Annotated in this window: 22 protein-coding genes and 1 tRNA gene; all 23 read left to right on the top strand. The window is 56.5% G+C overall.

All coding sequences use genetic code 11. The annotated features are described in order from the left end of the window. Nucleotide 1: 1 nt before the first annotated feature. The 23 genes from C8C89_RS24750 to C8C89_RS24640 all read left to right on the top strand — a co-directional run bounded on the left by C8C89_RS24750 (nt 2) and on the right by C8C89_RS24640 (nt 24,902). Entirely contained in the window at nt 2-802 is an 801-nt protein-coding gene (locus tag C8C89_RS24750; RefSeq protein WP_133993720.1) for an SDR family NAD(P)-dependent oxidoreductase, read from the top strand. Nucleotides 803-814: 12 nt separating this feature from the next. Beyond that, complete coding sequence (locus tag C8C89_RS24745) at nt 815-1,327, top strand: MarR family transcriptional regulator (RefSeq protein WP_133993718.1); 513 nt, start codon at nt 815-817, stop codon at nt 1,325-1,327. Between the two features lie 2 nt (nt 1,328-1,329). After that, complete coding sequence (locus C8C89_RS24740) at nt 1,330-2,184, top strand: enoyl-CoA hydratase family protein (protein WP_133993716.1); 855 nt, start codon at nt 1,330-1,332, stop codon at nt 2,182-2,184. Nucleotides 2,185-2,188: 4 nt separating this feature from the next. After that, nucleotides 2,189-3,349 carry an acyl-CoA dehydrogenase family protein gene (locus C8C89_RS24735; protein WP_133993714.1) on the top strand — a complete coding sequence of 387 codons (1,161 nt, stop codon included), beginning with the start codon at nt 2,189-2,191 and terminating at the stop codon, nt 3,347-3,349. A gap of 26 nt (nt 3,350-3,375) precedes the next feature. Further along, on the top strand, nt 3,376-3,768 hold the full coding sequence (locus tag C8C89_RS24730; RefSeq protein ID WP_133993712.1) for a RidA family protein: 393 nt from the start codon (nt 3,376-3,378) through the stop codon (nt 3,766-3,768). 123 nt (nt 3,769-3,891) lie between these two features. Continuing rightward, nucleotides 3,892-4,644: a PEP_CTERM-anchored TLD domain-containing protein gene (locus C8C89_RS24725; protein WP_101484312.1), complete on the top strand. Its 753-nt coding sequence runs from the start codon at nt 3,892-3,894 to the stop codon at nt 4,642-4,644. 231 nt (nt 4,645-4,875) lie between these two features. Further along, nucleotides 4,876-6,348: an MBOAT family protein gene (locus C8C89_RS24720; protein WP_101484313.1), complete on the top strand. Its 1,473-nt coding sequence runs from the start codon at nt 4,876-4,878 to the stop codon at nt 6,346-6,348. Between the two features lie 8 nt (nt 6,349-6,356). Next, entirely contained in the window at nt 6,357-7,424 is a 1,068-nt protein-coding gene (locus C8C89_RS24715) for a hypothetical protein (protein WP_133993710.1), read from the top strand. A 76-nt stretch (nt 7,425-7,500) separates the two neighbouring features. Beyond that, nucleotides 7,501-7,575, top strand: a tRNA-Arg gene (locus C8C89_RS24710). A 171-nt stretch (nt 7,576-7,746) separates the two neighbouring features. Next, nucleotides 7,747-9,639, top strand: coding sequence for an ATP-binding cassette domain-containing protein (locus tag C8C89_RS24705; RefSeq protein WP_101484347.1), 1,893 nt, complete (start codon nt 7,747-7,749; stop codon nt 9,637-9,639). 148 nt (nt 9,640-9,787) lie between these two features. Then, a complete protein-coding gene (locus C8C89_RS24700; protein ID WP_243858406.1) occupies nt 9,788-10,477 on the top strand; it encodes a CAAX prenyl protease-related protein in 690 nt (229 codons plus the stop codon). A 40-nt stretch (nt 10,478-10,517) separates the two neighbouring features. Continuing rightward, on the top strand, nt 10,518-11,756 hold the full coding sequence (gene epsL / locus C8C89_RS24695) for an XrtB/PEP-CTERM-associated polysaccharide biosynthesis outer membrane protein EpsL (protein ID WP_243858404.1): 1,239 nt from the start codon (nt 10,518-10,520) through the stop codon (nt 11,754-11,756). An 8-nt stretch (nt 11,757-11,764) separates the two neighbouring features. Next, a complete protein-coding gene (locus C8C89_RS24690; RefSeq protein ID WP_101484349.1) occupies nt 11,765-13,147 on the top strand; it encodes an undecaprenyl-phosphate glucose phosphotransferase in 1,383 nt (460 codons plus the stop codon). Nucleotides 13,148-13,679: 532 nt separating this feature from the next. Further along, complete coding sequence (locus C8C89_RS24685) at nt 13,680-14,648, top strand: EpsD family peptidyl-prolyl cis-trans isomerase (RefSeq protein WP_101484350.1); 969 nt, start codon at nt 13,680-13,682, stop codon at nt 14,646-14,648. Between the two features lie 54 nt (nt 14,649-14,702). Beyond that, on the top strand, nt 14,703-15,491 hold the full coding sequence (gene epsE, locus C8C89_RS24680) for a polysaccharide export protein EpsE (protein WP_166674903.1): 789 nt from the start codon (nt 14,703-14,705) through the stop codon (nt 15,489-15,491). Nucleotides 15,492-15,551: 60 nt separating this feature from the next. Next, nucleotides 15,552-16,961 (top strand): chain length determinant protein EpsF, encoded by a 1,410-nt coding sequence (epsF, locus tag C8C89_RS24675; protein ID WP_101484352.1) that lies wholly within the window; start codon nt 15,552-15,554, stop codon nt 16,959-16,961. Nucleotides 16,962-16,983: 22 nt separating this feature from the next. After that, nucleotides 16,984-17,856 carry a chain length determinant protein tyrosine kinase EpsG gene (epsG, locus tag C8C89_RS24670; protein ID WP_101484353.1) on the top strand — a complete coding sequence of 291 codons (873 nt, stop codon included), beginning with the start codon at nt 16,984-16,986 and terminating at the stop codon, nt 17,854-17,856. Continuing rightward, a complete protein-coding gene (gene xrtB, locus C8C89_RS24665; protein WP_101484354.1) occupies nt 17,856-18,752 on the top strand; it encodes an exosortase B in 897 nt (298 codons plus the stop codon). The genes epsG and xrtB overlap by 1 nt, the downstream gene beginning before the upstream one ends. Next, nucleotides 18,749-19,432 (top strand): exosortase-associated protein EpsI, B-type, encoded by a 684-nt coding sequence (gene epsI / locus C8C89_RS24660; protein WP_101484355.1) that lies wholly within the window; start codon nt 18,749-18,751, stop codon nt 19,430-19,432. The genes xrtB and epsI overlap by 4 nt, the downstream gene beginning before the upstream one ends. Before the next feature lie 61 nt (nt 19,433-19,493). Next, nucleotides 19,494-21,092 carry a hypothetical protein gene (locus C8C89_RS24655; protein ID WP_101484356.1) on the top strand — a complete coding sequence of 533 codons (1,599 nt, stop codon included), beginning with the start codon at nt 19,494-19,496 and terminating at the stop codon, nt 21,090-21,092. Beyond that, nucleotides 21,093-22,361 (top strand): oligosaccharide flippase family protein, encoded by a 1,269-nt coding sequence (locus tag C8C89_RS24650; RefSeq protein ID WP_101484357.1) that lies wholly within the window; start codon nt 21,093-21,095, stop codon nt 22,359-22,361. It abuts the gene before it with no gap. Next, nucleotides 22,358-23,104, top strand: coding sequence for a glycosyltransferase (locus C8C89_RS24645; RefSeq protein ID WP_101484358.1), 747 nt, complete (start codon nt 22,358-22,360; stop codon nt 23,102-23,104). The genes C8C89_RS24650 and C8C89_RS24645 overlap by 4 nt, the downstream gene beginning before the upstream one ends. A 1,108-nt stretch (nt 23,105-24,212) precedes the next feature. Beyond that, a complete protein-coding gene (locus tag C8C89_RS24640; protein WP_101484359.1) occupies nt 24,213-24,902 on the top strand; it encodes a PIG-L family deacetylase in 690 nt (229 codons plus the stop codon). Nucleotides 24,903-25,207 lie beyond the last annotated feature (305 nt).

The following is a 25,207-nucleotide window of genomic DNA, read 5'->3' as shown; positions in this document are numbered from 1 at the left end:
CATGAACAAGGAGCAACAGGACGGCGCATTGGCCGACAAGCACGCGCTGGTGACGGGCGCCGGCAGCGGCATCGGCCTGGCCTGCGCGGGCGCCTTGCTGGACGCGGGCGCCAGGGTCACCCTGGCCGGGCGAGACGGCGCGCGCCTGGCGCGTGCGCGCATGCAGCTGGAAGAGGCGGGTCACGCGGGCAGGGTGGCCATCTGCGTGCTCGACGTGAGCGTGGAAGCGTCCGTGCAAGCGGGTTTCTCGCAGGCCGCCGCGCATTTCGGCCGCATCGATATATTGATTAATAATGCGGGCCAGGCGCACGCCGCGCCGTTTGGCAAGACCGATGCCGCCATCTGGCAGCAGATGCTGGCCGTGAACCTGACGGGGGTATTCCACTGCTGCCAGGCCGCCATGCCGGCCATGCTGGAATCTGGCTGGGGGCGCATCGTCAATGTGGCGTCGACGGCGGGCCTGAAGGGCTATCGCTATGTCAGCGCCTATGTCGCCGCCAAGCACGGCGTGATCGGCCTGACGCGCGCGCTGGCGCTGGAAGTGGCGCCACGCGGCGTCACCGTCAACGCCGTCTGCCCCGGCTACACGGAAACGGAGATGGTGGCGCAGGCCGTGCAGAATATCGTGCGCAAGACGGGGCGCGGCGAAGACGCGGCGCGCGCGGAACTGGCCGCGGCCAATCCGCAGCAGCGGCTGGTACAGGCGCGCGAAGTGGCCGATGCAGTGGCCTGGCTATGCCTGCCCGCGTCAGCCGCCATGAATGGACAATCGATCGCCGTCGCCGGCGGTGAAGTCATGTAGACAATGGATAATATGGACAATGAACGCGACCTCCCGCAGGCCGAACCGGTGCTGGACCTGGCCAGCCGCCTGACGCAGGACCACCACCAGTCGCTCAAGCTGTGGCTGCGCATGCTGTCGTGTACCGTGAAAATCGAAAACGAGGTGCGCACGCGATTGCGCGCCAGTTTCGGCATCACTTTGCCCCGCTTTGATTTGATGGCCCAGCTCGAGCGCTTTCCCGATGGTTTGCGCATGGGCGAACTGTCCAAGCGCATGATGGTCACGGGCGGCAATATCACGGGCATCACCGACCAGCTGGAGCAGGAAAAACTGGTGCTGCGCGTGGTCGATCCGAAGGACCGCCGCTCGTACAGCGTCAAGCTGACGCCAGCGGGCCGGCGCGCCTTTGACGAAATGGCGCGCGTGCACGAAGGCTGGATCGCCGAACTGCTGCAGGGCGTGACGCCGGACGACAAAACCCAATTGATAGACCTGCTGTCGCAGATGAAGCAGCAGCTTAATGACATCTCCCTAAAGGACTGACCATGCGCCATCTACCCGGCCAGCCGCAAGACCTGCCAGGCAATCGTGCCAGCTTGGGCCATTACGTCGCGCGGCATTTTCTGTTTTCCGTCGACGCCGGCGTCGCCACCTTGACCTTGCACCGTCCCGAGCGCAAGAATCCGCTGACCTTCGATTCGTATGCGGAGTTGCGTGAGCTGTTCCGCGCTCTGGCGCATGCGGACGATGTCAAGGCTGTGGTCATCACCGGCAGCGGTGATAATTTTTGCTCGGGAGGCGACGTGCACGACATCATCGGCCCCCTGACGAAACTCGATATGCCCGGCCTGCTGGCGTTTACGCGCATGACGGGCGATGTGGTGAAGGCCATGCGCGCCTGCCCGCAGCCCGTCATCGCCGCCATCGACGGCATTTGCGCTGGCGCCGGCGCCATGCTGGCGCTGGCCTCCGATATCCGCATCGGCACGGCGCGCAGCAAGACGGCCTTCCTGTTTACCCGCGTGGGGCTGGCCGGTTGCGACATGGGCGCCTGCGCCTTGCTGCCGCGCGTGATCGGCCAGGGCCGCGCCGCCGAGTTGCTGTACACGGGGCGCTCCTTGCCGGGGGCGGAGGCCGAGCGCTGGGGCTGGCTCAATCGCCTGGTCGAGCCGGAAGAATTGGCGCAGGCGGCGCAGCTGTTCGCCGCCGGCCTGGCCAGCGGCCCCACCTTCGCGCACGGCATGACAAAAAAAATGCTGCAGCAGGAGTGGAACATGGGCGTCGACGAAGCCATCGAGGCGGAAGCGCAGGCGCAGGCTATCTGCATGGCGACCAACGATTTCCACCGCGCCTATCACGCCTTCGTGGCGAAGGAAAAACCGCAATTCGAGGGCGATTAAGACGATGAAAAATACACGCGACACGACTTACCTGGACTGGCCGTTTTTCGAGGCGCGCCATGCCGAACTTGAACGCGATCTCGATGCCTGGGCAGCGCAGCACCTGAGCGATGCCCATGGCGCCGACGTCGATGCGGCCTGCCGCGCGCTGGTGGCGCAGCTGGGGCAGGGTGGCTGGCTGGCGCATGCCACAGGCATCGACGGCAAGATCGACACGCGCGCCATTTGCCTGATGCGCGAAACCCTGGCACGCCACGACGGCCTGGCCGATTTCGCCTTTGCCATGCAGGGCCTGGGGGCGGGCGCCATCGGCCTGTTCGGCAGCGTTGAGAACAAGGCGCGCTATCTGCCGGACGTGGCCGGCGGCAAGCGCATCGCCGCCTTTGCCCTGTCCGAGCCGCAGGCCGGCTCTGACGTGGCGGCGATGGCGTGCGCGGCGCGCCGCGACGGCGACGAGTATGTGCTCGACGGCGAAAAGACGTGGATCTCGAACGGCGGCATCGCCGACTTTTACGTGGTGTTTGCGCGCACGGGCGAAGCGCCGGGCGCGCGCGGCATCAGCGCCTTCATCGTCGACGCCGACAATCCCGGACTGGAGATCGCCGAACGCATCGCCGTGATCGCGCCGCATCCGCTGGCGCGCCTGCGTTTTGCCAATTGCCGCGTGCCCGTGTCGCAGCGCCTGGGCGAAGCGGGGCAGGGCTTCAAGGTGGCGATGGCGACACTGGACGTGTTCCGCACGTCGGTGGCTGCCGCCGCCCTGGGTTTTGCGCGGCGCGCCTTCGATGAAGCGCTACGCCACGCGACAAAGCGCCAGATGTTCGGCCAGACCCTGGCGGACTTCCAGCTGACGCAGGCCAAGCTGGCGCAGATGGCCACCGGCATCGACGCGGCCGCGCTGCTCACCTACCGCGCCGCCTGGCAACGCGACCAGGGGCGCAAGGTAACAAAGGAAGCGGCCATGGCCAAGCTGACGGCCACGGAAACAGCGCAGCAGGTGATCGACGCAGCCGTGCAGATGTTTGGCGGCATGGGCGTAGTCAGCGGGCATCCGGTCGAGCGCCTGTACCGCGAAATTCGCGCCTTGCGCATCTATGAAGGCGCCAGCGAGGTGCAGCAATTGATCATCGCGCGCGAATTGCTGCGCGAGGCGGCCAACGCATGAACGGCATGAACAATGAGGGAAGCAATATGCAAGTTTTACAACCACCGGGATGGGCCAGGCCGCGCGGCTATGCGAACGGCGTGGCCGCCAGCGGACGCACGGTGTACGTCAGCGGCATGATAGGCTGGGATGCACAGGGCCAGTTTCACACGGACGATTTCGCGGGGCAGGTGCGCCAGGCGCTGCAGAATATCGTCGCCGTGCTGGCCGAGGCGGGCGCCTTGCCCGAGCACATCGTGCGCATGAACTGGTATGTGCTCGACAAGAAGGAGTATGTGGCGGCGTACCCGCAAATCGGCGTGGCCTATCGGGAAATTATAGGCAAGCACTACCCGTCCATGACGGCCGTGCAAGTGGCCGACCTGATCGAGGATCGTGCCAGAGTGGAAATCGAAGTGACGGCCGTGCTGCCTGACTAAATTTCCTTCACGAAATATTGCTCTTTGATATCTAAATTATAAATATAAAAATACCATCTATCGTGTTATATTGGTAATCGTAAATGATGCGTTGTTTTACCATATTGATAATTGAGGTGCAAGATGCGGAACAATTTCAGAGCAGCAAGATGTGCGGTGTTGGCGATGTCCTGTGTGTGTCTGGGTGCCCAGGCCGATTCCGGTACGTCACTACTCACTCCCGCCTACCAAACGCAACTGGAAAACTGGCTCGGTGAAGGGCAGTTGTCTTTGAATAATATTTATACCAAGGCGGCCGGTGATACTTCGCTGGATTTTCACAAGGCTTCCGATGGCAAGGGGCGCACTTTTTCTGTCATGGAGGCAAGCAACAGCTCTGGGCAGACCTGGCTCGTGGGTGGATATAATCCGCAAAGCTGGAGTTCCACCGATGGCATGCATGTGACGATGGACGATAGTGCCCGCACGGCCTTCCTGTTCAACTTGACGAGCGGTTTCATGCTGCCGCAATTGAAGCAGTACTTCAATGGCGATGGCATCGGCAAAGATCAAACGTACAACAATGCCGATTATGGCCCTACCTTCGGCTATGGGCATGATTTGTATGTTCCGCGGGATCTGACGAACGGCGGCAGCTCTTTGCTTTACACCTACAATTATCTTGGACAGCCATCGACTGGCGTCAGTTTGCTCGATGGCTCCATCTGGAAGGGCTACGATGTGAGCTATGGTGCCATCCAGATATTTTCCATCAGTGCCGTGCCCGAGCCGGCGATGTTGCAGCTGTTGCTGGCTGGCTTGTTGCTTGTCGGTGCAGGCGCCGTGCGGCGCAGGAAATTCGGCGTGGCGCCGTTTGCAACGTTGCATGTCAAGTAAGGCGGCGCGCTTTTACGGGATCCGCAGTGTGGCGAAAATGGTACGCAGGGATGGCTGACTGCGACGGTGCGCGTGGTCGCGGCCGTGCTGCGCATACCGGCAGGCCGGGCGGGCAAGAGTTCGTCTCGTCATCAAGTTGAGAATAATAAACAAACATTGCCGTCAACAGCATAAACTTGCCATTACTGGCCGCTAAAGCGTTACGTATAAGCAATTTTATGGAATCGCACCGTGTTATTTAATTCATTTCCGTTCTTTCTGGTGTTCTTGCCGTTGGCGTTGCTGGGATATTTTCTCCTGTCAAAATATTCACTGCGCTTATCCATTATCTTCCTGTTGCTGGCCTCACTGGCATTCTATAGTTACTGGGATATCGCCTATCTGCCGCTGCTGCTGCTCTCAGTCTGCTGCAATTTCAGCATTGGCCGGGTTGTCTCGACCCGTCAGGAGGCGGGCCGCAAGCGCGAGGCCAAGCGCTGGCTGTGGGCCGGACTCGCCTTCAATTTGTCGCTGCTGGTGTTTTTCAAGTATTTTGATTTTTTGATCAGCATTGTTGCCAACCTGACGGGGGCGCCATTCCAGCCCCTGGGCATTACCTTGCCTATTGGTATCTCGTTTTTCACCTTCACTCAAATCGCCTACCTGGTCGATTGCCACGCCGGCAAAGTCAAGGACTATCAACCGGAAAGCTATGGTTTGTTCGTCACCTACTTTCCCCACCTGATCGCCGGTCCCATCCTGCATCACAAGGAGATGATGCCGCAGTTCGTGCAGGCCGAATCCCATGTTTTCAGCCGCGGGCGCCTGATCGTTGGCCTTTCATTCTTCACGATTGGCTTGTTCAAGAAAGTCATTCTGGCCGATGGGATCGCACGCTACGTCGCTCCCGTCTTCGATCTTCATCACGCCCATTTGAGCATGCTGGAGGCCTGGGCCGGTGCGCTGGCATATACCTTTCAGCTGTATTTTGACTTCTCGGCGTATTGCGACATGGCCTATGGCCTGTCCTATATGTTCGGCATTATCTTGCCCATTAACTTTTTCTCGCCATACAAGGCGACCTCGATCATCGATTTCTGGCGCAGGTGGCATATCACGCTGTCCAATTTCCTGCGCGATTATCTGTATATCCCCCTGGGTGGGAACCGCAAGGGCGGGTTCTTGCGATACCGCAACCTCCTGATCACGATGCTGCTGGGCGGACTGTGGCACGGCGCCAACTGGACCTTCGTGGTATGGGGGGGCTTGCACGGCTTGTATCTGATCGTCAACCATGCACTGCGCCATCTGTTGGGCGAGCGCAGCAACCTGGCGGTACGCGCCGGGGGCGCATTGGCGACGTTTTTTGCTGTGGTGCTGGCCTGGGTGTTTTTTCGCGCGAGCTCGATCGACGTTGCGCTGGACGTGCTCCAGGCCATGTGTGGTGGCACGCTGACGCCCGCCATGCAGGAAAGCATGCTGGGTGTGAACCGCATCATGCAACTGAGTTCCTGCCTGTGGTGGCTAGGCGTGTGTGCCGCCATCGTCTTCTGCATGCCGAATGTGTATGAGTTGCTGGGGCGAGGCTTGCGCCTGTCGGCAGAGCAGCAACTGGAAAGTGGCCGGGGCAGCATCTTGCTCGGGGGCATGTTGATGCTGTGCCTGGTCTTGCTGGCAATTAGCGAGACGCGTGGCGTTTCTGAATTCTTGTATTTTAATTTCTGATAAATAATATGCGCTCCATATTTGCGATAGGCCTGGGTGTGCTGGTTACGGCACTGGCGCTGGAAGCGTTCCTGCAATGCATGCCGGTGGTGTCCGGCTTGCGCATCGAGCAGAGCAGTGAGCAGCGTCCGTATTCCCGATATCTGCCGCAGCAGGAATACGTGTATTCGCACGGCTGGGCCCTGGCGAATGCACGGCATGGGAAGACGAATCGGCAAGGCTTTACCAACTCGCCTGATTTCAAGGATGATGCTGCCGTTCTTGTCATCGGCGATAGCTTTATTGAAAGCTTGATGCTGGAGTATCCGGAAACCCTGCAAGGCCAGCTGAACCAGGCCCTGGGCGGCGGCGTGTATGCGGCTTCCGCCTCGGGCAACGGGTTTGCCGACGCCCTGGAAGTGTTGCGTCATACGCGTGCGCAGCTGCATCCGCGCACGGTAGTGATGTTTGTCGAGCCGATGGACATGCTCGATATCCTGGCGCCAGCGCAGCGGGGCCATAGCATGTTTGTCAGCGAGGGGAGCAATATCAAGCTGGTGCATGTTCCCTATGTCGAGCCCAATGCCAAGCGGCTGCTTGCCTATTCGGCTCTGGCCCGCTATATCTATTACAACTTGAAATTTCCTGACTGGTTGATGAGCCAGTGGCACCGCAGCCCTCCTGCTGCTGCGCAGGATACGGTCGCCGGCGCGCCTGATGCGCGCCGCGCCGCCGCGCTTGAGTACTACATGACGCAATTGCGCGCGCTGGGCGGCGCTGGCGATACCCGCATTATCTTCCTGGTCGATGCTGACCGGAACATGCTGTACGCGCCGCAAAAGGCTGTGCCTAACTGGAAGGCGGGCGATCGCGCATTTTTTATCCAGAGTGCAAGGCGACACGGCTATCAGGTGGTGGACATGCAGCCCGTATTCGCGCGCCATTGGGAGCAACAACGCGAGCGCATGGATTTCCTGCCGGTGGACGGCCACTGGAATCCGGTGGCGCACAAGCTGGCGGCACAGCAAATCCTGCCCTTGCTGCCTTCGGCATCGCCCGGCGTGCCAGCGCCATTGCGCCAGGTGGCAGGGCACTGAGGCGCTGGCCCCACGCACATGCCCGCTTGCCGGACTGTTAATGGCCGGCACTAGCCTGTATAATGCCGCTGCGCGTGTCGCCATCGTACAATGGATAGTACAAGGTCCTCCTAAGACTTAAATGCAGGTTCGATTCCTGCTGGCGACACCACATTCCACGCAGCGCGCGTCGGCGGCCCGAGTCCCTGCGGGCGAAAGTTACTGGTCGATGGCGATTGAAGTCCGAGTTATCGGTACAATGCGTGCTTCATTCATCTAATCGGCGGCTGTTTTGTGCACCACGCGGTGTGCAGGGAACGGCGCCCGAGCACTCTTACTCATTATGGCTGTCATTTCTCTTTCATCGGCGCAACTTGCGTTCGGTCACGTCGCGCTGCTCGATCACGCGGAATTTTCACTGGAAACCACGGAGCGGGTCGGCTTGATCGGTCGCAACGGCACGGGTAAATCGTCGCTCTTGAAGGTTATTTCGGGCAAGTTCAAGCTCGATGACGGCTTGTTGGTGATGCAGCAAGGCATCAAGATCGCCTATGTGGAGCAGGAGCCGCAATTCGACCCGGACATGTCCGTGTTCGACGCTGTCGCCTCCGGCATGGGCGAATCGCAGGCCTGGCTGAAGGAATATGACGCATTGACGGGCCAGTTTGGCCAAGGCAATGACGACGAATTGATGGAGCGCATGCACGACATCCAGGTGAAACTCGATGCGGCCGATGCATGGAGCTTGCCGAACAAGGTGGAAACCGTGCTCGACCGTTTGAACCTGACGGGCGACATGCTGATGAAAACCCTGTCGGGCGGGATGCAAAAGCGCGTGGCGCTGGCGCGCGCGCTGGTGTCGGCGCCCGATGTGCTGCTGCTCGATGAGCCCACCAACCATCTGGACTTCAGTTCCATCCTGTGGCTGGAAGGCTTGCTGCGCGACTTCAAGGGCAGCGTACTGTTCATTACCCATGACCGCTCCTTCCTCGACAACGTTGCCACGCGCATTATCGAGCTCGACCGCGGCCGTTTGCTGTCGTATCCGGGCAACTTCACGGCTTACCAGACGCGCAAGGCGGAGCAGCTGGAAATCGAAGAAGTGGAAAACGCCAAGTTCGACAAGTTCCTGGCGCAGGAAGAAGTGTGGATACGCAAGGGCGTCAAGGCGCGACGCGTGCGTGACGAAGGCCGCGTGCGCCGCCTGGAAGCGCTGCGCCTGACGCGCAATGCGCGCCGCGACCAGCAGGGCCAGGTAAAACTGGACGTGTCGGCAGGCGAACGCTCGGGCAAGATCGTGGCGGACCTGGAAAACGTCTCGAAGATCTACGGCGACAAGGTCATTGTCAAGGATTTCAGCGCCACCATCTTGCGTGGCGACAAGGTCGGCCTGATCGGCGCCAACGGCGCCGGCAAGACCACGTTGCTGAAGATGATCCTGGGCCAGGAAGAGTCGGACACGGGCACTATTCGCCTGGGTACCAAGCTGCAAGTGGCGTATTTCGACCAGATGCGTACGCAGTTGAACGAAGAAGCGAACTTGATGGAAACTATCGCGCCGGGCAGCGACTGGGTCGAGATCAATGGCCAGCGCCGTCACGTGATGACCTATTTGAACGACTTCCTGTTTGCGCCGGAACGCGCCCGTTCGCCCGTCAAGTCGCTATCCGGTGGCGAGCGCAACCGTTTGCTGCTGGCGCGCCTGTTCGCCAAGCCGGCCAACGTTCTGGTGCTCGATGAACCGACCAATGACCTGGATATCGATACCCTGGAATTGCTGGAAGAGTTGCTGGAAGAGTACACGGGCACCGTCTTCCTGGTCAGCCATGACCGCACTTTCCTCGACAACGTGGTCACGCAGGTGATCGTCGCCGAAGGCGAGGGCAAGTGGCGTGAATTCGTCGGCGGCTACACGGACTGGGAGCGCGTGCGCACCTTGCCGATCGCCACGGCGCCAGCCAGCAAGCCGGCCGTGAAGGTCGAGGCTGCCGCACCGGCCGCCAAGCAGAAAAAGCTCAGCTACAAGGAACAGCGCGAGCTGGAAGAATTGCCCAAGCTGATTGCCAAGCTGGAAGACGAGCAATCGGTGCTGGCCGCCGAGCTGTCGCATCCGGACTTCTACAAGAAGACGCCAGCCGAAGGCAAGCGCTTGAACGCCCGCGTGGCCGAAATCGAAGGCGAATTGCTGGAAGCGTTGGAAAAATGGGAGCAGATCGAGGCGCGCGCCAACGGTTGATGCTTTTTTGTATACCTTGTTGTAATTAAGCCAGGATATTTGCCACGGCAACGATACGGCTTGATATAATTATATAATTATATTTATTACATCGGGGTATGCATGTTTGTCATGAAAAACACGCGCTCCGGACCATCGCGTCCGGCGCGTGGCTCCACCTCCGATGCGCGGCAAGATGTTTGACCGCGCCGCCTTGCCCCGGGTAGCGCCATTCCTGGCCTATCTCTCCTTCATTTTCATTGCCGACATGCTCGGTCGACTGGGCGTTGCCGCGCAGGATTTGCGCTGGCTGTATGCCGTCAAGATCGGCGTCGTGCTGGGCATGTTGTTGTACTGGCGCCGCAGTTATTCGGAATTGATGTGGACGCCGCTGGGCGCGCGTGCCATTCTCGGGGCGCTGGTCGCGGGTGTTGTTGTTTTTCTGTTGTGGATCAATCTCGACGCCCACTGGATGCGCATTGGCAATCCCGATGGCTACGATCCGCGCAACGATGGCCGTATCGAGTGGAGCCTGGTGCTGCTGCGTATCGCCGGTGCCGCGCTGGTGGTGCCCGTGATGGAGGAGTTGTTCTGGCGCTCCTTCCTGTTGCGCTGGATCGACAAGCAGGATTTTTTGCGGGCTGATCCCCGCCTCGCCAGCGCCAAGGCCTTCGTCATCAGCGTGTTGCTGTTTGGCTTTGAACATAATTTATGGCTGGCCGGCATCGTGGCCGGTGCTGCATATAGTTTGTTGTACATGCGTAGCCAGTCCCTGTGGTCGCCTATCCTCGCGCATGGCGTGACGAACGGCGTGCTGGGGCTCTGGATTATTTCTGGTGGGCATTGGATTTACTGGTAGTATTGCCTATCAACTGTGTGATCTTTCGAAGATAAAATCCATGTTGAATTCCTTGCGTAAAAAAGCCGTTGCCGTTGCCATCTCGGCAAGCCCATGCCTGCACGGCGCACTCTTTCTGGCCAGCACCTTTGCCAGTGGCGCCGCGCTGGCCGATATCAGCGACACTATCAAGCCTTTCGTTGCCGCGACGTACTCGTACGATGACAACCTGATGCGCTTGCCGGATGTGGTGCCGGGTTTTTCCGGCCCCCGCTCGGACACGTCGAAGATGCTGCAGGCGGGCTTCCTGTTCAACCGTCCCATCGGCCGCCAGATACTGACGGGCCAGGCCAAGTGGTCGAAGGTGAGCTTCAACCGCTTCAGCCAGTTCGACTACGATGGCAAGGATTACCTGGCCGACCTGGAGTGGCACATCGCCAACCACCTCGAAGGCCATGTGGGCGCCAGTTATTCGCAGAGCCTGACGCCGTTCAACGATTTTCAGAGCACTTTGCGCAATTTGCGCACGGAGCGCCAAGAATACCTGAATGGCGCCTGGCGCTTCCACCCCAGCTGGCGCGTGCGCGGCGGCCTGTCGCGCAACCGTTATTCGTACGACTTGCCCTCGCAGGCTTTTTCCAACTGGACGGAAGACGCGACGGAATTTGGCGTCGACTACCTGGCGCCCAGCAATAGCCGCATCGGCCTGCAGTTACGTCACTTGAACGGCAACTATCCGAACCGCAATGCGTTCGATACCAGCATTTACGGTAATGGCTATACCCAGGACGAGATCAAGGCAAACGTGTATTGGGAGCTCAGCGGCATCACGCAGATGGAGTTTCTGGGCGGCTGGGTGCGCCACCGTAACAGCTTGCTGTCCGGGCACGATGCCAGCGGCACGAATGGCCGGCTGAGCGTGTACTGGAAGCCTTTGGGCAAGGTCAATTTCACGGGCGTCGTCTGGCGCGAATTTGGTTCGGTCGACAATTCGCTGGTAACGAGCAGCCTGAACACTGGCGCCAGCGTGGGCACCACGTGGGCGGCCACGTCGAAGGTGAGCGTCGATGCGCAGCTGCGCCAGGAACGGCGCGATTTCTCTGCCGTCAGCGGCCTGGTGCTGCCTGGTGACGGCCGCGACACCACCCGTACCGCCTCGCTTGGCGCCACGTATGCGCCACATCCGAAAGTCCAGCTTGGCGTACGCCTGTTCCACGAGCGGCGCGATGGCGTCGCCATCGTCGATAGCGGCGGCTATCGTGCCAAGGGTATTTCCTTCAATGGCAGCGTACAGTTTTAAAGATCAACATGACTGTCAATGATATACCTCTGATCTCGTTTTTTCAGCGCGTCCTCGATCCGATGATCATCATGGGCCTGCTGTATCTGCTGACGCTCATGTCCGGCGCGCCGTTTACCGGCTATACGCTGGTGTTGATGATACTCGCCGTCTTCATTGCGTCGACGGTGTTCCATCACGTCGATCCTTACCGTACCTGGCGCAGCGGGCGCATGTTGGCCTATGCGCGCGATATTCTGGTGGCCTGGACGATCACCGCGCTCATTCTGACCTTCCTCGGCTCGGCCACGGGCCTCACCTATCACTTTGATACGCAGGTGGTACTGGCCTGGTTTATCCTCACGCCATTTGTGTTGCTGGCAGGGCACTTGGCGGGGCGCAAGTTCAGCCTGCGTCCTGATGGTGAAAGCGAAGTGCGCTCGGTGGTCATTATCGGAGCCAATGACGCCAGCCTGAAGTTTGCCACCATCATCGAGCGCAATCCGAATCTCTTCATGAGCGTGCGCGGCTTTTTCGACGATCGTACGGATGACCGATGGCCTGAGAGGATGCGCGAGCCCATGCTGGGTAAAATGAGCGATATAGCCGCCTATGTGCGCGAACATAATATCAAGATGATATTCATCAGCCAGCCGATTTCGGCCCAGCCGCGCATCCGCAAGATGCTCGATGAGCTCGAAGATACGACGGCGTCCGTGTACTTCTTGCCCGATATTTATATTTTCGATCTGATGCAGGCGCGTTTCGACAACGTGGGCGGCATGCCCGTGATCGCCATCCGTGAATCGCCGTTCACGGGCTTTAACAGCATGGTCAAGCGCAGTAGCGATATCGTGCTGGGTCTATTGATCCAGATTATGTTACTGCCCGTGATGCTGGTCATCGCCATCGCCGTCAAGTTGACTTCGAAGGGGCCCGTGATTTTCCGCCAGCGCCGTTATGGCCTGTATGGCGAGGAGATTATTGTGTATAAATTTCGCTCAATGACCGTTAGCGAGGATGGCGACAAGGTGGTGCAGGCCACCAGGAATGACCAGCGCCTGACCCCCATTGGCGCTTTTCTGCGCAAGAGTTCGCTTGATGAATTGCCGCAGTTTATCAACGTGCTGCAAGGGCGTATGAGTATTGTCGGGCCGCGTCCGCATGCGGTAGCGCACAACGAACAGTACCGCAAGTTGATCAAAGGCTACATGTTGCGCCACAAAGTCAAACCTGGCATCACTGGATGGGCGCAAGTCAATGGCTTGCGCGGTGAGACGGAGACCCTGGACAAGATGGAGGCACGCATTCATTTTGACCTCGATTACTTGCGTAGCTGGTCATTATGGCTCGATTTGTGGATCATCATGCGGACCGTGAAGGTGGTGCTGAAACGCGATAATGCACATTGACAGGCAGGCGGAGGGGGAGGGATTTATTTTGCGCTCAGTCAATACGCGATAAAATATGCGCACACAGGTCATCCTCGGGATTACCTGTAGCCCCCGCCTCTGACCTAGTGCCTATGCCTGTTATGGGTTCGCGTCTTGTACCGACCCTTCCTTGCCTGCATCCACTGCAGGCTACCCGCGTATCAGCTGCGTCTGAGCAAGATCTATTGCGTACACAGAAGGCTATTGCTTAAAAATATTGCACTTTGGGAAGTGGTCCATTCGGGGGGACTTTTTCGACAAGTCGACACCAGAAACAGTTGTATTAAAACCTTCTTCGTAGATTTTTAAGCAAATGATTTCCCATTTCCTTGTATTTTGTGTATGATATTTTATTATATTGATAATTGTTTGCATCAGATCACTAATTTCTGAAGATGCGTGTTGTTTTAGGCAATGCTCCATGTCGGTAGGATATTGCTTTTTGGTAATTAATTGCGTTTTTGGAAGCTAAATCGAAGGAGTAATTTTGAATCATTTTCACAACTCTGGTTTGACACTCCGCAGATCAGTCGCCAATACGCGATGGTCGGGTGTTGCATTGGTCTTATTGGTCGCTGTCGGATTGTCTGCCTGTGGCGGCAAGGAAAAAAGAGTCGGCCAGGCATTGGCGAGCGTCAATGGTGAGGAAATTACGGTATTGCAACTGAATGACGAGTTGCAGCATGCCAATGTACCCGCAGTTCAGCAAGAGACGGCCAGCAAGCAATTGCTGGAGTCGTTGATCGACCGCCAGTTATTACAAAATGAGGCCGTCAAAGACAAAATCGACCGTGACCCCAAAGTGGTGCAAGCAATTGAGCGTGCCAAGGCCTTGATCATTGCCCAGGCCTACATGCAAAAACGCATCGGTGCGATCGCCAAGCCGACAGCGGCCGAGGTGGAAGAGTACTTTAACAAGAATCCGCAGTACTTTAGCCAGCGCAAGCAGTTTGATATGCGTCAACTGCTCATCGCCACGGCGGACATGAATGATGATCTGAAGGCGGCGATGGATCGTGCGAAGTCGCTGGAAGAAGTGGCGGCATGGTTGGACGCCCATCATGTCAAGTTTGGCCGGATGCAACTGTCGCGTACCAGTGCCGATCTCGCGCCTGAATTGAGCGCCAAGCTGGCATCTATGCCGGCAGGTCAGCTGTTCATCGTCCGCGAAGGTGAGCGTACCTTATTGATTTCCCTGGCCGATATCAAGGATAGCCCGGTGGTGCTGGCGCAAGCGACGCCGCAGATCGAACAATTCCTCTTCAATAAGAAGAACAAGGATGCCGCGCAAGCCGAGCTGAAACGCTTGCGCGCCAGCGCCAAGATCGAATACCTGAACAAGACCGAGAAGTCAGCATCCGCATCCGCATCCGCGGCAGGCGTTTCAGTGCCGGTGCCGGCACCGCCCGTCGCTGCACCACCGGCGCCGTCGGCTGATAATGGCGAGGTGAATGCGCGCGCCGGGCTTGGTTTGAAGTAAGTGCAGGCAGGTATTTTGGGGTACAACAGAGTTTTTAAAAGGATAGAGCAAATCATGAAACGACTTGCAATGTGGATAGCAGCTGCACTGATGGCCTGCAGCGTTGGTATGGCAGGTGCCGCCGAGGTATTGCTCGGTGCTGGTGATGTGCTGAAGATTTCCGTGTATGGCAGTCCTGATCTTGGCCTGGAAACACGTGTCAGCGAGGCCGGTAACATAACATTCCCCCTGGTAGGGGCAGTAGCTGTGGGAGGCTTGTCTGTTGCTGCGGCAGAGAAAAAGCTTGGCCAGGCGCTCGAAAGTGGAGGTTTTTTACGCAAGGCTCAAGTTAATATCATTGTGACTGCATTGCAGAGCCAGCAAGTGTCCGTGCTGGGTCAGGTAAATCGGCCTGGTCGCTATCCGATCGAGGGCAAGCGTAGCCTGCTCGATATTCTGGCCATGGCTGGCGGCCAAGGTCCTGACGCCGGAGATGTGGTTAGCCTGATACGCAAGCGCGCTGACACCACCACCAAAGAGACTGTTGACATCGTCGACATGATGCGCAGTGCAGATCTGGCCCGCGACTTTGACTTGGCTGGCAACGATATCCTGTATGTCGAACGTGCGCCACGTTTTTATATTTATGGCGAAGTGCAGCGTCCGGGTGCATTCCGCCTGGAGCGCTCGATGACTGTGTTGCAAGCCCTGTCCGTTGGCGGAGGTTTGACGCAGCGCGGTACGGAGCGTGGCGTGCGCATCAAGCGCCGCGATGCTGCAGGTGTCATGCAAGTGCTCGATGCCAAGCATGACGACGTCATCCAGGTCGATGATGTCGTGTATGTCAAAGAAAGCTTGTTTTAAGCTGCATAGTTCCGGCGCGCCGGCCTGACTGGCTTTGTTTTACTGATATGAGAGTTAATTATGAATTTCCACCAGTTTTTGCTCGTCTTGTTTGTCCGCAAACGAATCTTGCTATTCACTTTGCTCATCACAGTCGGGGCGACGGTGGTGGTGAGCCTCATGCTGCCCAAGACCTATAAGGGTACGGCGTCCGTGTTGATCAGCTACAAGGGCGTCGATCCAGTGACCGGACTGGCATTGCCTATGCAGTTGTTGCCGGGCTATATGTCGACGCAAATCGACATTATCAGCAGCAAGAACGTGGCGCTGAAGGTCGTCGATCAGCTGCGGCTGGCGGAAAGTCCCGCCGTCATTGCCCAGTTCAATGAGGTGACTGAAGGCCAGGGCACCGTGCGCGACTGGCTGGCGGATCTGTTGCTGTCCAAGCTGGAAATCGTGCCGTCGCGCGAAAGCAGCGTGGTCGATATCAGCTTCAAGGGCAACGACCCGCAGTTTGTCGCGGCCATCGCCAATGCTTTTGCTGATGAGTACCAAAAAACCAGTACTCAGCTGAAAGTCGATCCATTGAAAAAGGTGGCCGTGTATTTCAATGAGCAAACGAAACTGTTGCGTGACAGCCTGGAAGCGGCGCAAAGCCGCTTGTCGAAGTACCAGCAAGAGCACGGTATTGTCAGCGTGGATAACCGCCTCGACGTGGAATCGAACCGCTTGAACGATCTATCCGCTCAATTGGTGGCCGCGCAAGGCCTGTCGATGGAGGCGTCGTCGCGCCAGCGCATGGCCGAAGGCAATGCGGGCTCTGAGTCGCCCGATGTGGCGTCGAACCCGCTGGTCCAGAACTTGAAGCTGAGCCTGGCAACGTCTGAATCGAGGCTTGCCGAGATGGGGCAGCGACTGGGACGCAATCATCCTCAATACGAAAGCCTGCGCGCCGAGGTCGAACGCATGCGCAGCGAACTGGCTGACAGCACGCGCGTGACGTCAAATTCGGTCAGCAAGAACGCCGGCATCATGCAGCAGCGCGAAGGCTCGGTGCGCGCCGCGTTGACGGCACAAAAAAACAAGGTGCTTGAGTTGAACCGTACCCGTGACGAAATGGGCGTGATGCAAAAAGATGTGGAAAGCGCCCAACGCGCCTTCGATATCGCTTCGCAGCGCTTCTCGCAGACCAGTATCGAGGGCAAGTCTGAACAATCCGATATATTCCTGCTCAACCCTGCCGTTGCACCGATCAAGCCTGCTGGCCCAAAGGTCATGTTGAATACGCTGCTGGCCCTGTTCCTGGGCGGCTTGCTCGGTGTGGGCTTTTCCTTGCTGGCGGAAATGCTGGACCGCCGCGTGCGTTCGGAAGCTGACCTGAGCGAATTGTTGCAATTGCCTGTGCTCGGTTCGATCGACTGGAGTGCGCCGACACGTCCGCGCCTGAACCGATTTAAATCGTTGTTGCCGCGCAGTTTGCGTTTTAATTAAGTAATTAAGTATTGGGGATAATATGAATCCAGCATTGCAACCGCTAGTATCTGCGACGCCGCGGACTGCCGACTCAAGCATCGGTGCACTTTTGCTTTCCTTGGGCAAGATCACGCCTGAAAGTGCCGAACGTGTCCTGCGCATGCAAAAGGAGTTGGGCATACGCTTCGGCGAGGCCGCCCAGCGTCTTGGGCTGGTGACTGAGGCGGATATCCAGCAAGTCCTGGCGCGCCAGTTTGATTATCCTTATCTGCAGCAGGGAGAGGGCAAGTATTCCGACAAGCTGATCGCTGCCTACCAGCCTTTCAGCCCGCAGGTGGAAACCTTGCGCGCCATCCGCAGCCAGCTGATGTTGCGCTGGATGGCGCTGGGTCGAAAATCCCTGGTGGTGGTCGGTGTCAATGATGGTGACGGCACCAGCTTGTTTGCTGCCAACCTGGCCGTGGTATTTTCCCAGTTGGGCGAACAGACGCTGCTGGTCGATGCAAACTTGCGTAATCCCAGCCAGCACGAGATTTTCGGCATGGAAGGCCGCCAGGGCTTGTCGGACATCCTGGCCGGTCGGGCCGAACGCGATGTGATTACGCGCATCGAATCGTTTGTCGACCTGTCCGTGCTGGGCGCTGGCACCTTGCCGCCGAATCCGCAGGAACTGTTGAGCCGCCCGGCATTTTCCACCTTGCGCACCGAGCTCGAAGCGACGTATGACGTCGTGCTGTATGACTCGGCGGCATTCTCGCTCGGTTCCGATGCGTTGGCCCTGGCCGCGCGCACCGGTGGCGTACTGCTGGTGGCACGCAAGAATCACACTCCGGTCGCCGACATCAATGCCATGACTGAACAGATGCTGCATAGCGGCGCGCAAGTAATCGGCTCGGTACTGGTAGACTTCTGATGAGTACGAGCACTCGACCTGACCTGGGGAGTAGCCTGCAAGGCCGCGATTTGCTGCTTGAATGGCTGCCTATCGTGGTCGGATTCGCAGTGCTGTATGTGCCATCGTTTTACGGCTTGTTTACCGGCATTTGGATGACCGAGGAACAGGCGCACGGTCCCATTATTCTGCTGCTCGCGTTCTGGCTCATCTGGCGCCAGCGCGAACGGATATTGGCCGTCGCGCAATTTAACCGTGCCCCACTGTTGGGCTGGGTGCTGTTCGTCGCCGGGCTTCTGATTTACATTGTTGGCCGTTCCCAGCAGATTCTTGCCTTCGAGATTGGCTCCTTTGTCATGCTCACGGCTGCCATCCTGGTGCTCAAGCTGGGCGTGGAGGCGCTGCGTGTGGCCTGGTTTCCGTTCTTCTTCATGTTGTTCATGATTCCGCTGCCAAGCTCGGTCGTCAGTGCGCTGACCTTGCCAATGAAGATGGCTGTCTCGTATGTGTGTGAGCATATCCTGTACTGGTTCGGCTATCCGATAGCACGCACTGGCGTGATTTTGCAGATCGGCCAGTATCAGCTTCTGGTAGCCGACGCTTGTGCTGGTCTGCAAACGCTGCTGACGCTGGAAGCGCTTGGCCTGTTCTATCTGAATCTGGTGCGTCATACCTCGGCTATCCGCAATATAGGCCTGGCGATCCTGATTATTCCTATTTCCTTTACCGCAAACGTGATGCGCGTGGTCACATTGACGTTGGTCACTTATTATTTCGGCGATGCCGCAGGACAGGGTTTCCTGCATGGTTTTGCGGGGATGGTGCTATTCATTAGCGCGCTGGTGTTGATTTTGAGCCTGGACTCCTTGCTGCAGTGGCTGGCACGGTTGTGGCATGCCCGAAAGGTGGCTTCATGAAAAAGAGTACGATGATCAGCTGGTCCATGGCGGCCATGATGCTGGTCGGCGCCTTGTGTACCAAAGCGGTCACGCCCACGATGCGCCTGGCCGATACGCGTGCGCGGGTCATCCTTAGTACGGCGATTCCGGCCAAGTTTGGCGATTGGCAGGAAGATACGACCCAGATCGCTGCGGTGATCAACCCCACCACGCTCGCAGAACTCAATAAAATTTATGCCGAAACCTTGTCGCGCACGTATGTGAACTCGCAGGGCGAGCGCATCATGCTGTCGATCGCCTACGGTACCGACCAGCGCGACGATCTGTCCGTGCATTTCCCGGAGGGCTGCTATGGCGGACAGGGTTTTGCGGTAGGCGAGACGACCCAGATATCGCTGCCTACCAAGGCAGGTGCGATATCCGCGTCCCGCATGGTCGCCACACTCAATAGCCGTATTGAGCCGATCACGTATTGGGTCGTCGTTGGCGACCAGGCGGTCCCCACTTTGTGGGCAGTCAAGAAGGCCAAGCTGGCGTATGCCATGCGGGGCCTGATTCCCGACGCAACTCTGATGCGGGTATCGAGTATCGGCGGCGATACAGAAGAGGGTTATCGTTTGCAGCAGGCGTTTGTTGAACAGTTGCTGCAGGCCATGCCTGCGAACTTGCGCCAGCACTTTGCCGGCACCGCGCTGTAGCCGGTGCTCTGACAGCGTTTCACCTTTTGAGCCCGGCGTCCACGCCGTGCATGGAATATATATGAGTTTTTTCCCCCAGAAACTGCGTTTGAACGCCACCCCTGCGCAAGCCGTACGGGCCAGGCCAGGCAAGGCCAAACAGGGCATGCCTGGCCTGAGCGCCTTTTTGCTGATTCTTGGAGGATTGGCGACGGCGCTCGTGCTTGGCATGGTTATCGCTCTTGGGGAGATACAGCTGACCGTTGTACTGACCGGCGCGCTGATCTTCATACCGATCCTGCTGCTGGTGAGCACGAAAAAATTGATGCCTATCCTTTTCTTCGCTGTGTTTTTCATCTCAGGCGCTGTCCAGTTTTTTTTCGAGATGCGTTTGGCAACATGGATGGCCAGCGGGCTGAGCGCCCTGTTTTTTGCCCGGGCCATTCTCGAGGCGAGCTTGTCGAACCGCTTGGGGAGCGATCATTTGGGCGCCCACTCCCAGGGCGCGACGCGCGTCATTGTCGCCGTGTGGATATATTTGGCATTTTATGCCTTCAGTATTTTTCTCGGTCACGCCACGACTGGGCAGTTGATTTCCACCCTGCGTTTCTGCTTGCCAATGTTTGGCGTGCTGTTTGCCATGTACTGGTTCGAATGGTCCGACAAACGCTTGCTGCTCTTGTGGTCGATGGTGGTTGTCATTGCGTTTATGCAACTTCCGCTGGTCGTATATCAGCACTTCTTCATGATAAGCAGCCTGGGCTGGGATAGTGTCGTCGGTTCTTTCGGTGCGAATATGAGTCCGGTACTGGTTCTATTTACCGTCGCAGCCATGCTGTATATGCTGGCGCGCTGGGTACGCGGTATCAGCCCCCTGTGGCAGGTGGTGTTCGTCTTTGTGATTGGCCTGGCGATCATTCTGCTGGGAGAGGTCAAGGCGGTTTTCCTGTGGCTGCCTTTGGGGGTCTTCTGGATCTTGCGTCGCAGGGTCATGAAAAATATCATGGCGTTCATTGTTTTTGTGGCGCTGATGTCGGTGATCAGTTCGGGCATCTTCATGACCTACCACGCCCTGTATTGGGGCGAGGGCACCAAGACTGAAACAACCGAAGACAAGGTGAATACCTTGGGCGCCTATGCGGTCGACCCCAATAACATTAATTACGTCACCGGTGAAGTCAGCCGTGCTGCGACACTGGCGTTTTGGTACAACGATCCCGCACTCACCATTCAGGAGCGCCTGATCGGCTCCGGACCTGGCGCCAGCGCGGTCAGCCCGACTGTTGGACGCGGTGTAGTCGCGGCCCGTTACCGCACCCTGCAGATTGGCTCCACCGGTATGGCGACGCTGCTGTGGGACGTCGGGATACTTGGAACTTTGGCGTACTTATCCATTTTTGTGCTCGGCATTCGCCTGGGCATTCGTTATGTGGCGCGTAGCGGGGAGAGCGCCGAACGCTTGGCAATGGCGGACACGAGTACCGTCATGCTGATGCTATTCGTGAGTACGCTGGTGTATAACCGCACCCTGATAGACGAACCTGCAATGCAATTGGTGTGCTATTTCTGCCTGGGCTGCATCGTGCAGTTTGTACGTTTTGGCCAGCCTGCGAACCCCGTGGACAAGGCCGCTGAAACCCTGCCTGATAAGGGCAAGAATTTACGCGAAGTCATTGCGTAAATGAGTACCGCAAACAAGGCATTTGGCAATCTGGTCAAAAATAGCTCGATGATGTTCTTGCTGAATGTGGCGGGCGCAGGTGTGAGTGTGCTGACCATACCGGTGATGCTGGCTATTGCGGGCGTGGAGGCGTATGGCCATCTGGTGCTGGTGCAGTCGATTGCCTTGACGGTATTTACCATCTGTGGCTTCCAGTATTGGCAAGGCATGTTGGTAGCGCTGCCGGGCCACAACATCGAGGCCGCATTATTGCGCGGCGCTGTCATCAAAAGCGCCCGCTATGAATTGCTGGCGATGCTGGCCGTGGTGCTGGTGGCCTGCGGCTTGGCCCTCTCGCCATTGCCTCAAGTTAAGGATTTTTCCGGCTTAAATCTGTTGTTGCTGTCCCTGGCGGCAGTCTTTCCCGTGATCGGCACGCACAATGCCTATTTCAGGCTGGTCAATCAATACAATGTGCTGATGTATGCCGGTTTTCTGACCAATCTGTTCAAGCTGATTGTACTGTTTGCCGTGTCGCACTATCACCCCACCTTGTCGAGCATGGTACTGGCGTATACGGTGCCGGAAGTGCTACGTTGCCTGGTCCTGTTCTTCCTGATTTTCCGCAGCAGATGTGGGATCGAAGGAGCACTACCGGAGACTGAGCTGCGTCAGGGGCGCCTGATGGAAGCGGGCAAGTGGAGTACCTTGCAGGCAATCTGCGACCTGCCCGTGGCGCAGCTTGATCGTATCATCATTGGTTTCGCCTTACCTGGGGCCAACCTCGGAGTCTTCAGTATTTTAAAGCGCATCTATTCCCTGGTGAATCTGGCCACGGCACCATTTTATTCTGCCTCGATTCCTGCGTTTGCCGAACTCGTTAATGCTGGCGATTTGAGGGGGGCATTCAGCTTGTGGATCAAGACGATGAAGATGTTGTTTTGCGTGACGTCAGTGGCCGGTATCCTGTGTTATGTGAGTCAATTCCTCTGGATGCCGAGACTCTTCCCCGTGCTGCAAGATTATTTGCCGGAATTTACCGTTGTTCTTTTGACCGCTGTCATCGCCGGTACTTTCGTGACCACGCATTCGTTTTACTGGGCGCTCGGGAAATTGCGGGAAACGACGATCATTGCTGTGGCGACAAATATATTTTATTTGCTGAAATTGTGGCTGCTGACTGTGTATTTCGGATTATTTGGTGCGGTACTTGCCTTTCTTATCCATGTCATATTTGTAGCCGCTGTCATAATCGTCTTGCTGAAAAAAATTCCCTTGAGGTATAAATGATTCCTAAAGTTATACACTACTGCTGGTTTGGCCGGGGCGAAATGAGTACCTTGCATCGCCGCTGTATTGAGTCCTGGAAGAAATATTGTCCAGAATATGAGTTGAAATTATGGAATGAGGATAATGCCGACATTGACAATGATTATTGTCGGGAGGCGATTATTCAAAAGAAGTGGGCCTTCGTTGCGGACTGGGTACGTTTCGATGTGCTGTCCAAGCATGGTGGCATCTACCTTGATACTGACCTGGAGTTGATTACGTCGCTCGATTCCGTGCTGGGTTTGCGTGGTTGCGTGATGGCACGCGAAACGCTCGAGGATGTGGGCCAGGGCTACGGTGCTGGATTTTTGGCGTGCGAAGCAGGCAATCCTGTGATGGCGACGGCCTGCAGCCTGATTTTACGCGAACTGGTGGCGCGGCGCCTATTCGCTACTTCGCCTATGGTGCTGAAGAGAGCGGTGGAGTTGGATCGCGGCGGGAACAGCACGCAACTTGATCCAGTTACCTTCTACCCATTTAATCCATATGATCGTAGCAATCCGCGTAACGCAAAGCAATTGATGTATAGCGATATTACCCCGCAGACTATTGGCATCCATCATTACGGACTGTCGGGATCTTGGTTCAATAGCCGCATCAAGCGGCTGATGTTCAAAATTCTTAAAGGATCAGTGTTGCAGCGCCGTTGGGATATTTCCTTTACACCGTTCGAGAGCGACAGCCGTATCGCCGATGTTGGCTGATGTCCCTGACAATGTTTACGTTTCTGGCAGCGCTAGTATCATGCAGAACGGTGCCATTTCGGGAAAGACGTGGTGAGCACATAACGTTGCGGGTCCTGAGGAAGCATCTGCTATGGCTTGGTGAATAATCACCCTAATCCAGACTGGAAGAGCCTGGCAGTTGACAGGCAAGCGCTCTTCCATCTTCGTGAATCCAGACTTCCATTGCCAACAATTCCGTCGAGTACGCCAATCTGGCTGAATGTCCTGCGCAGCCTCGGCGGCTCAGGCCCTTGTTGTTGGACATGCCAATGAGCGGCTTCTGATTATGTAGTCACAATCTGCTTGTCAGGGCTGTTGCATATGTGCGGCTCTGATGCTTCTCTAGCCCCTATAAGGCTGTCATCCTGTGATGTCATGAGTGGCTGTCTGATCGGTGCCACGCTTATTGATGCCATGCTAGCAATATGTTACTATTATTGCAAATACCCCATCGACACAGTGACTCAACCATGTATCGTCGTTCTTCCCGCTTTACGGATGATCGCCTTGCTCTAAGTGCTGGCCGTCCATTACAGCGATGGCGCATCTTTGCTGGCCAGCCGTGCACTTTTCTTTCCTGAATGGTGGAGCAGCATGAAGCCGGATTCTATCAGGACATTTGTATGGAATGGTTTTTTTGCAGTCTCATTAATTTTTCATGGCCAAAAATGTTCCAGTGATACATTTTTAATTTTTCAATTTCCTGGCTGCTTATGGTCTTTGGTTGTATTTAGCGCATCTTTCATTGATTTTCTTTATCCTGAGTTTTGATCAGGCATTTGTGCCGCAGCCCGTTCGAATTGATGCGGCAATTCATTGCATGCTGTATTTATTAGCTGTTGTTGCTGCTTCAATTCTGTTGTGGGCAGCAAGTGAATGACATGCGGCGGCGGTGAGGAATTTTTTGTTTGCGAGGCTGATCAATTTACGAATGGCCTGATGGTTGAATGTATATTTGCATTGGATTTTGCCCTGGTGTCAAGTTCTTCACGAAAAACGCCAAGGGTGTTTTGTATTGAATTTCTGCTTGATCGTATCAGGATTTCCAAATGTGGATAAGTTAAATGTCGATATGTTGTGAGGAAAAATGTTACCCATTATAGTTTTCATCTCTCGCGTAAGTATATTCCGGAAATTTTATGCGCGCGTAAAGTCCTTGGTTTGGAAGGTCAAATTTCCAGCATTGGATGTGGTTGCTGATTTTGAGAATATTCTCTTTATCGCTCACCCTGATGACGATGTTATTTTCTTTTATAACTATATCAAGGAACATAAGCCGTTTGTAGTATGCTTGACCAATGGCGATAATTTGGCGCGCCGCACGGAGTTTATTTTTGCAATGAGAGCATTTGGAGTAAAGGGCATCATTCATGATTTTAAAGATGTTTTTAATGAGTCCTTGCCGGAATCCGAATTGGAATATGTAATCTCTCACTATTTGTCGTTGAAGACCTGGCGTACCGTTGCTACGCATAATGCTGAAGGCGAATACGGACATAGCCACCACATGCAAATTTCGCACTGCGTCAGGAAGTTAGTTGATTTCTCATCTTCAGTTCTGTTGATGCCGCCTGTCTTGAAAGAGTTGGAAACGCCAAAATTTCTCGCAAAAAATATCAATGCGAAAATAAGTTTTCTGGAAGAATTTTATGCGACGCAAGCCCATGGCATATTAAATTGCGGGCCTGTTTATCGCCGTTGGGTGGATTTCGAAGGCCTGGTGCGGCAATGGCCTATTTGTGATATTAAGCAAGATGTGCAAGTTGGACAACGCTGATGAAGAATTATGGCGGGAAATACCACGATGATGGAGCTGCAGATTAATTTGCCACTATTCACCGTGTGCCTCAGTCTAAGACGATTGCAATATCCTCACATCTCGCCTTCAGCCGTGCGGAAATGTATTCAACCTCGAATATTCTGGTTGAACCCAAGGTCTTGTTTTTAAATATTCAAAGATGCTGCAATTGAATGCCGGGAATTGTTCCATAGTTTATGGGGGCGGTATGGCACTGCGTTTTGTGCTGTATCTGCTGGCGATTGATATATGTCAGCTCTGTGGGGGGGCGGCAGTCGTATGCA

Origin of the sequence: Janthinobacterium sp. 75, from assembly GCF_004365495.1 — a bacterium.
Lineage (GTDB): Bacteria > Pseudomonadota > Gammaproteobacteria > Burkholderiales > Burkholderiaceae_D > Janthinobacterium.
Note: the sequence above shows the minus strand (reverse complement) of the source record. Positions and strands in the feature narration are given on the sequence as shown.

Bases quoted from the DNA above. Each gene is read 5' to 3' on its own strand.
- epsI (WP_101484355.1), top strand. From the start codon at position 18,749: ATGAAAAAGAGTACGATGATCAGCTGGTCCATGGCGGCCATGATGCTG.
- C8C89_RS24690 (WP_101484349.1), top strand. From the start codon at position 11,765: ATGACTGTCAATGATATACCTCTGATCTCGTTTTTTCAGCGCGTCCTC.
- C8C89_RS24740 (WP_133993716.1), top strand. From the start codon at position 1,330: ATGCGCCATCTACCCGGCCAGCCGCAAGACCTGCCAGGCAATCGTGCC.
- epsE (WP_166674903.1), top strand. From the start codon at position 14,703: ATGAAACGACTTGCAATGTGGATAGCAGCTGCACTGATGGCCTGCAGC.
- C8C89_RS24640 (WP_101484359.1), top strand. From the start codon at position 24,213: ATGTTACCCATTATAGTTTTCATCTCTCGCGTAAGTATATTCCGGAAA.
- epsG (WP_101484353.1), top strand. From the start codon at position 16,984: ATGAATCCAGCATTGCAACCGCTAGTATCTGCGACGCCGCGGACTGCC.
- epsL (WP_243858404.1), top strand. From the start codon at position 10,518: ATGTTGAATTCCTTGCGTAAAAAAGCCGTTGCCGTTGCCATCTCGGCA.
- C8C89_RS24645 (WP_101484358.1), top strand. From the start codon at position 22,358: ATGATTCCTAAAGTTATACACTACTGCTGGTTTGGCCGGGGCGAAATG.
- C8C89_RS24750 (WP_133993720.1), top strand. From the start codon at position 2: ATGAACAAGGAGCAACAGGACGGCGCATTGGCCGACAAGCACGCGCTG.
- C8C89_RS24735 (WP_133993714.1), top strand. From the start codon at position 2,189: ATGAAAAATACACGCGACACGACTTACCTGGACTGGCCGTTTTTCGAG.
- C8C89_RS24650 (WP_101484357.1), top strand. From the start codon at position 21,093: ATGAGTACCGCAAACAAGGCATTTGGCAATCTGGTCAAAAATAGCTCG.
- xrtB (WP_101484354.1), top strand. From the start codon at position 17,856: ATGAGTACGAGCACTCGACCTGACCTGGGGAGTAGCCTGCAAGGCCGC.
- epsF (WP_101484352.1), top strand. From the start codon at position 15,552: ATGAATTTCCACCAGTTTTTGCTCGTCTTGTTTGTCCGCAAACGAATC.
- C8C89_RS24745 (WP_133993718.1), top strand. From the start codon at position 815: ATGGACAATGAACGCGACCTCCCGCAGGCCGAACCGGTGCTGGACCTG.
- C8C89_RS24725 (WP_101484312.1), top strand. From the start codon at position 3,892: ATGCGGAACAATTTCAGAGCAGCAAGATGTGCGGTGTTGGCGATGTCC.
- C8C89_RS24715 (WP_133993710.1), top strand. From the start codon at position 6,357: ATGCGCTCCATATTTGCGATAGGCCTGGGTGTGCTGGTTACGGCACTG.
- C8C89_RS24655 (WP_101484356.1), top strand. From the start codon at position 19,494: ATGAGTTTTTTCCCCCAGAAACTGCGTTTGAACGCCACCCCTGCGCAA.
- C8C89_RS24730 (WP_133993712.1), top strand. From the start codon at position 3,376: ATGCAAGTTTTACAACCACCGGGATGGGCCAGGCCGCGCGGCTATGCG.
- C8C89_RS24705 (WP_101484347.1), top strand. From the start codon at position 7,747: ATGGCTGTCATTTCTCTTTCATCGGCGCAACTTGCGTTCGGTCACGTC.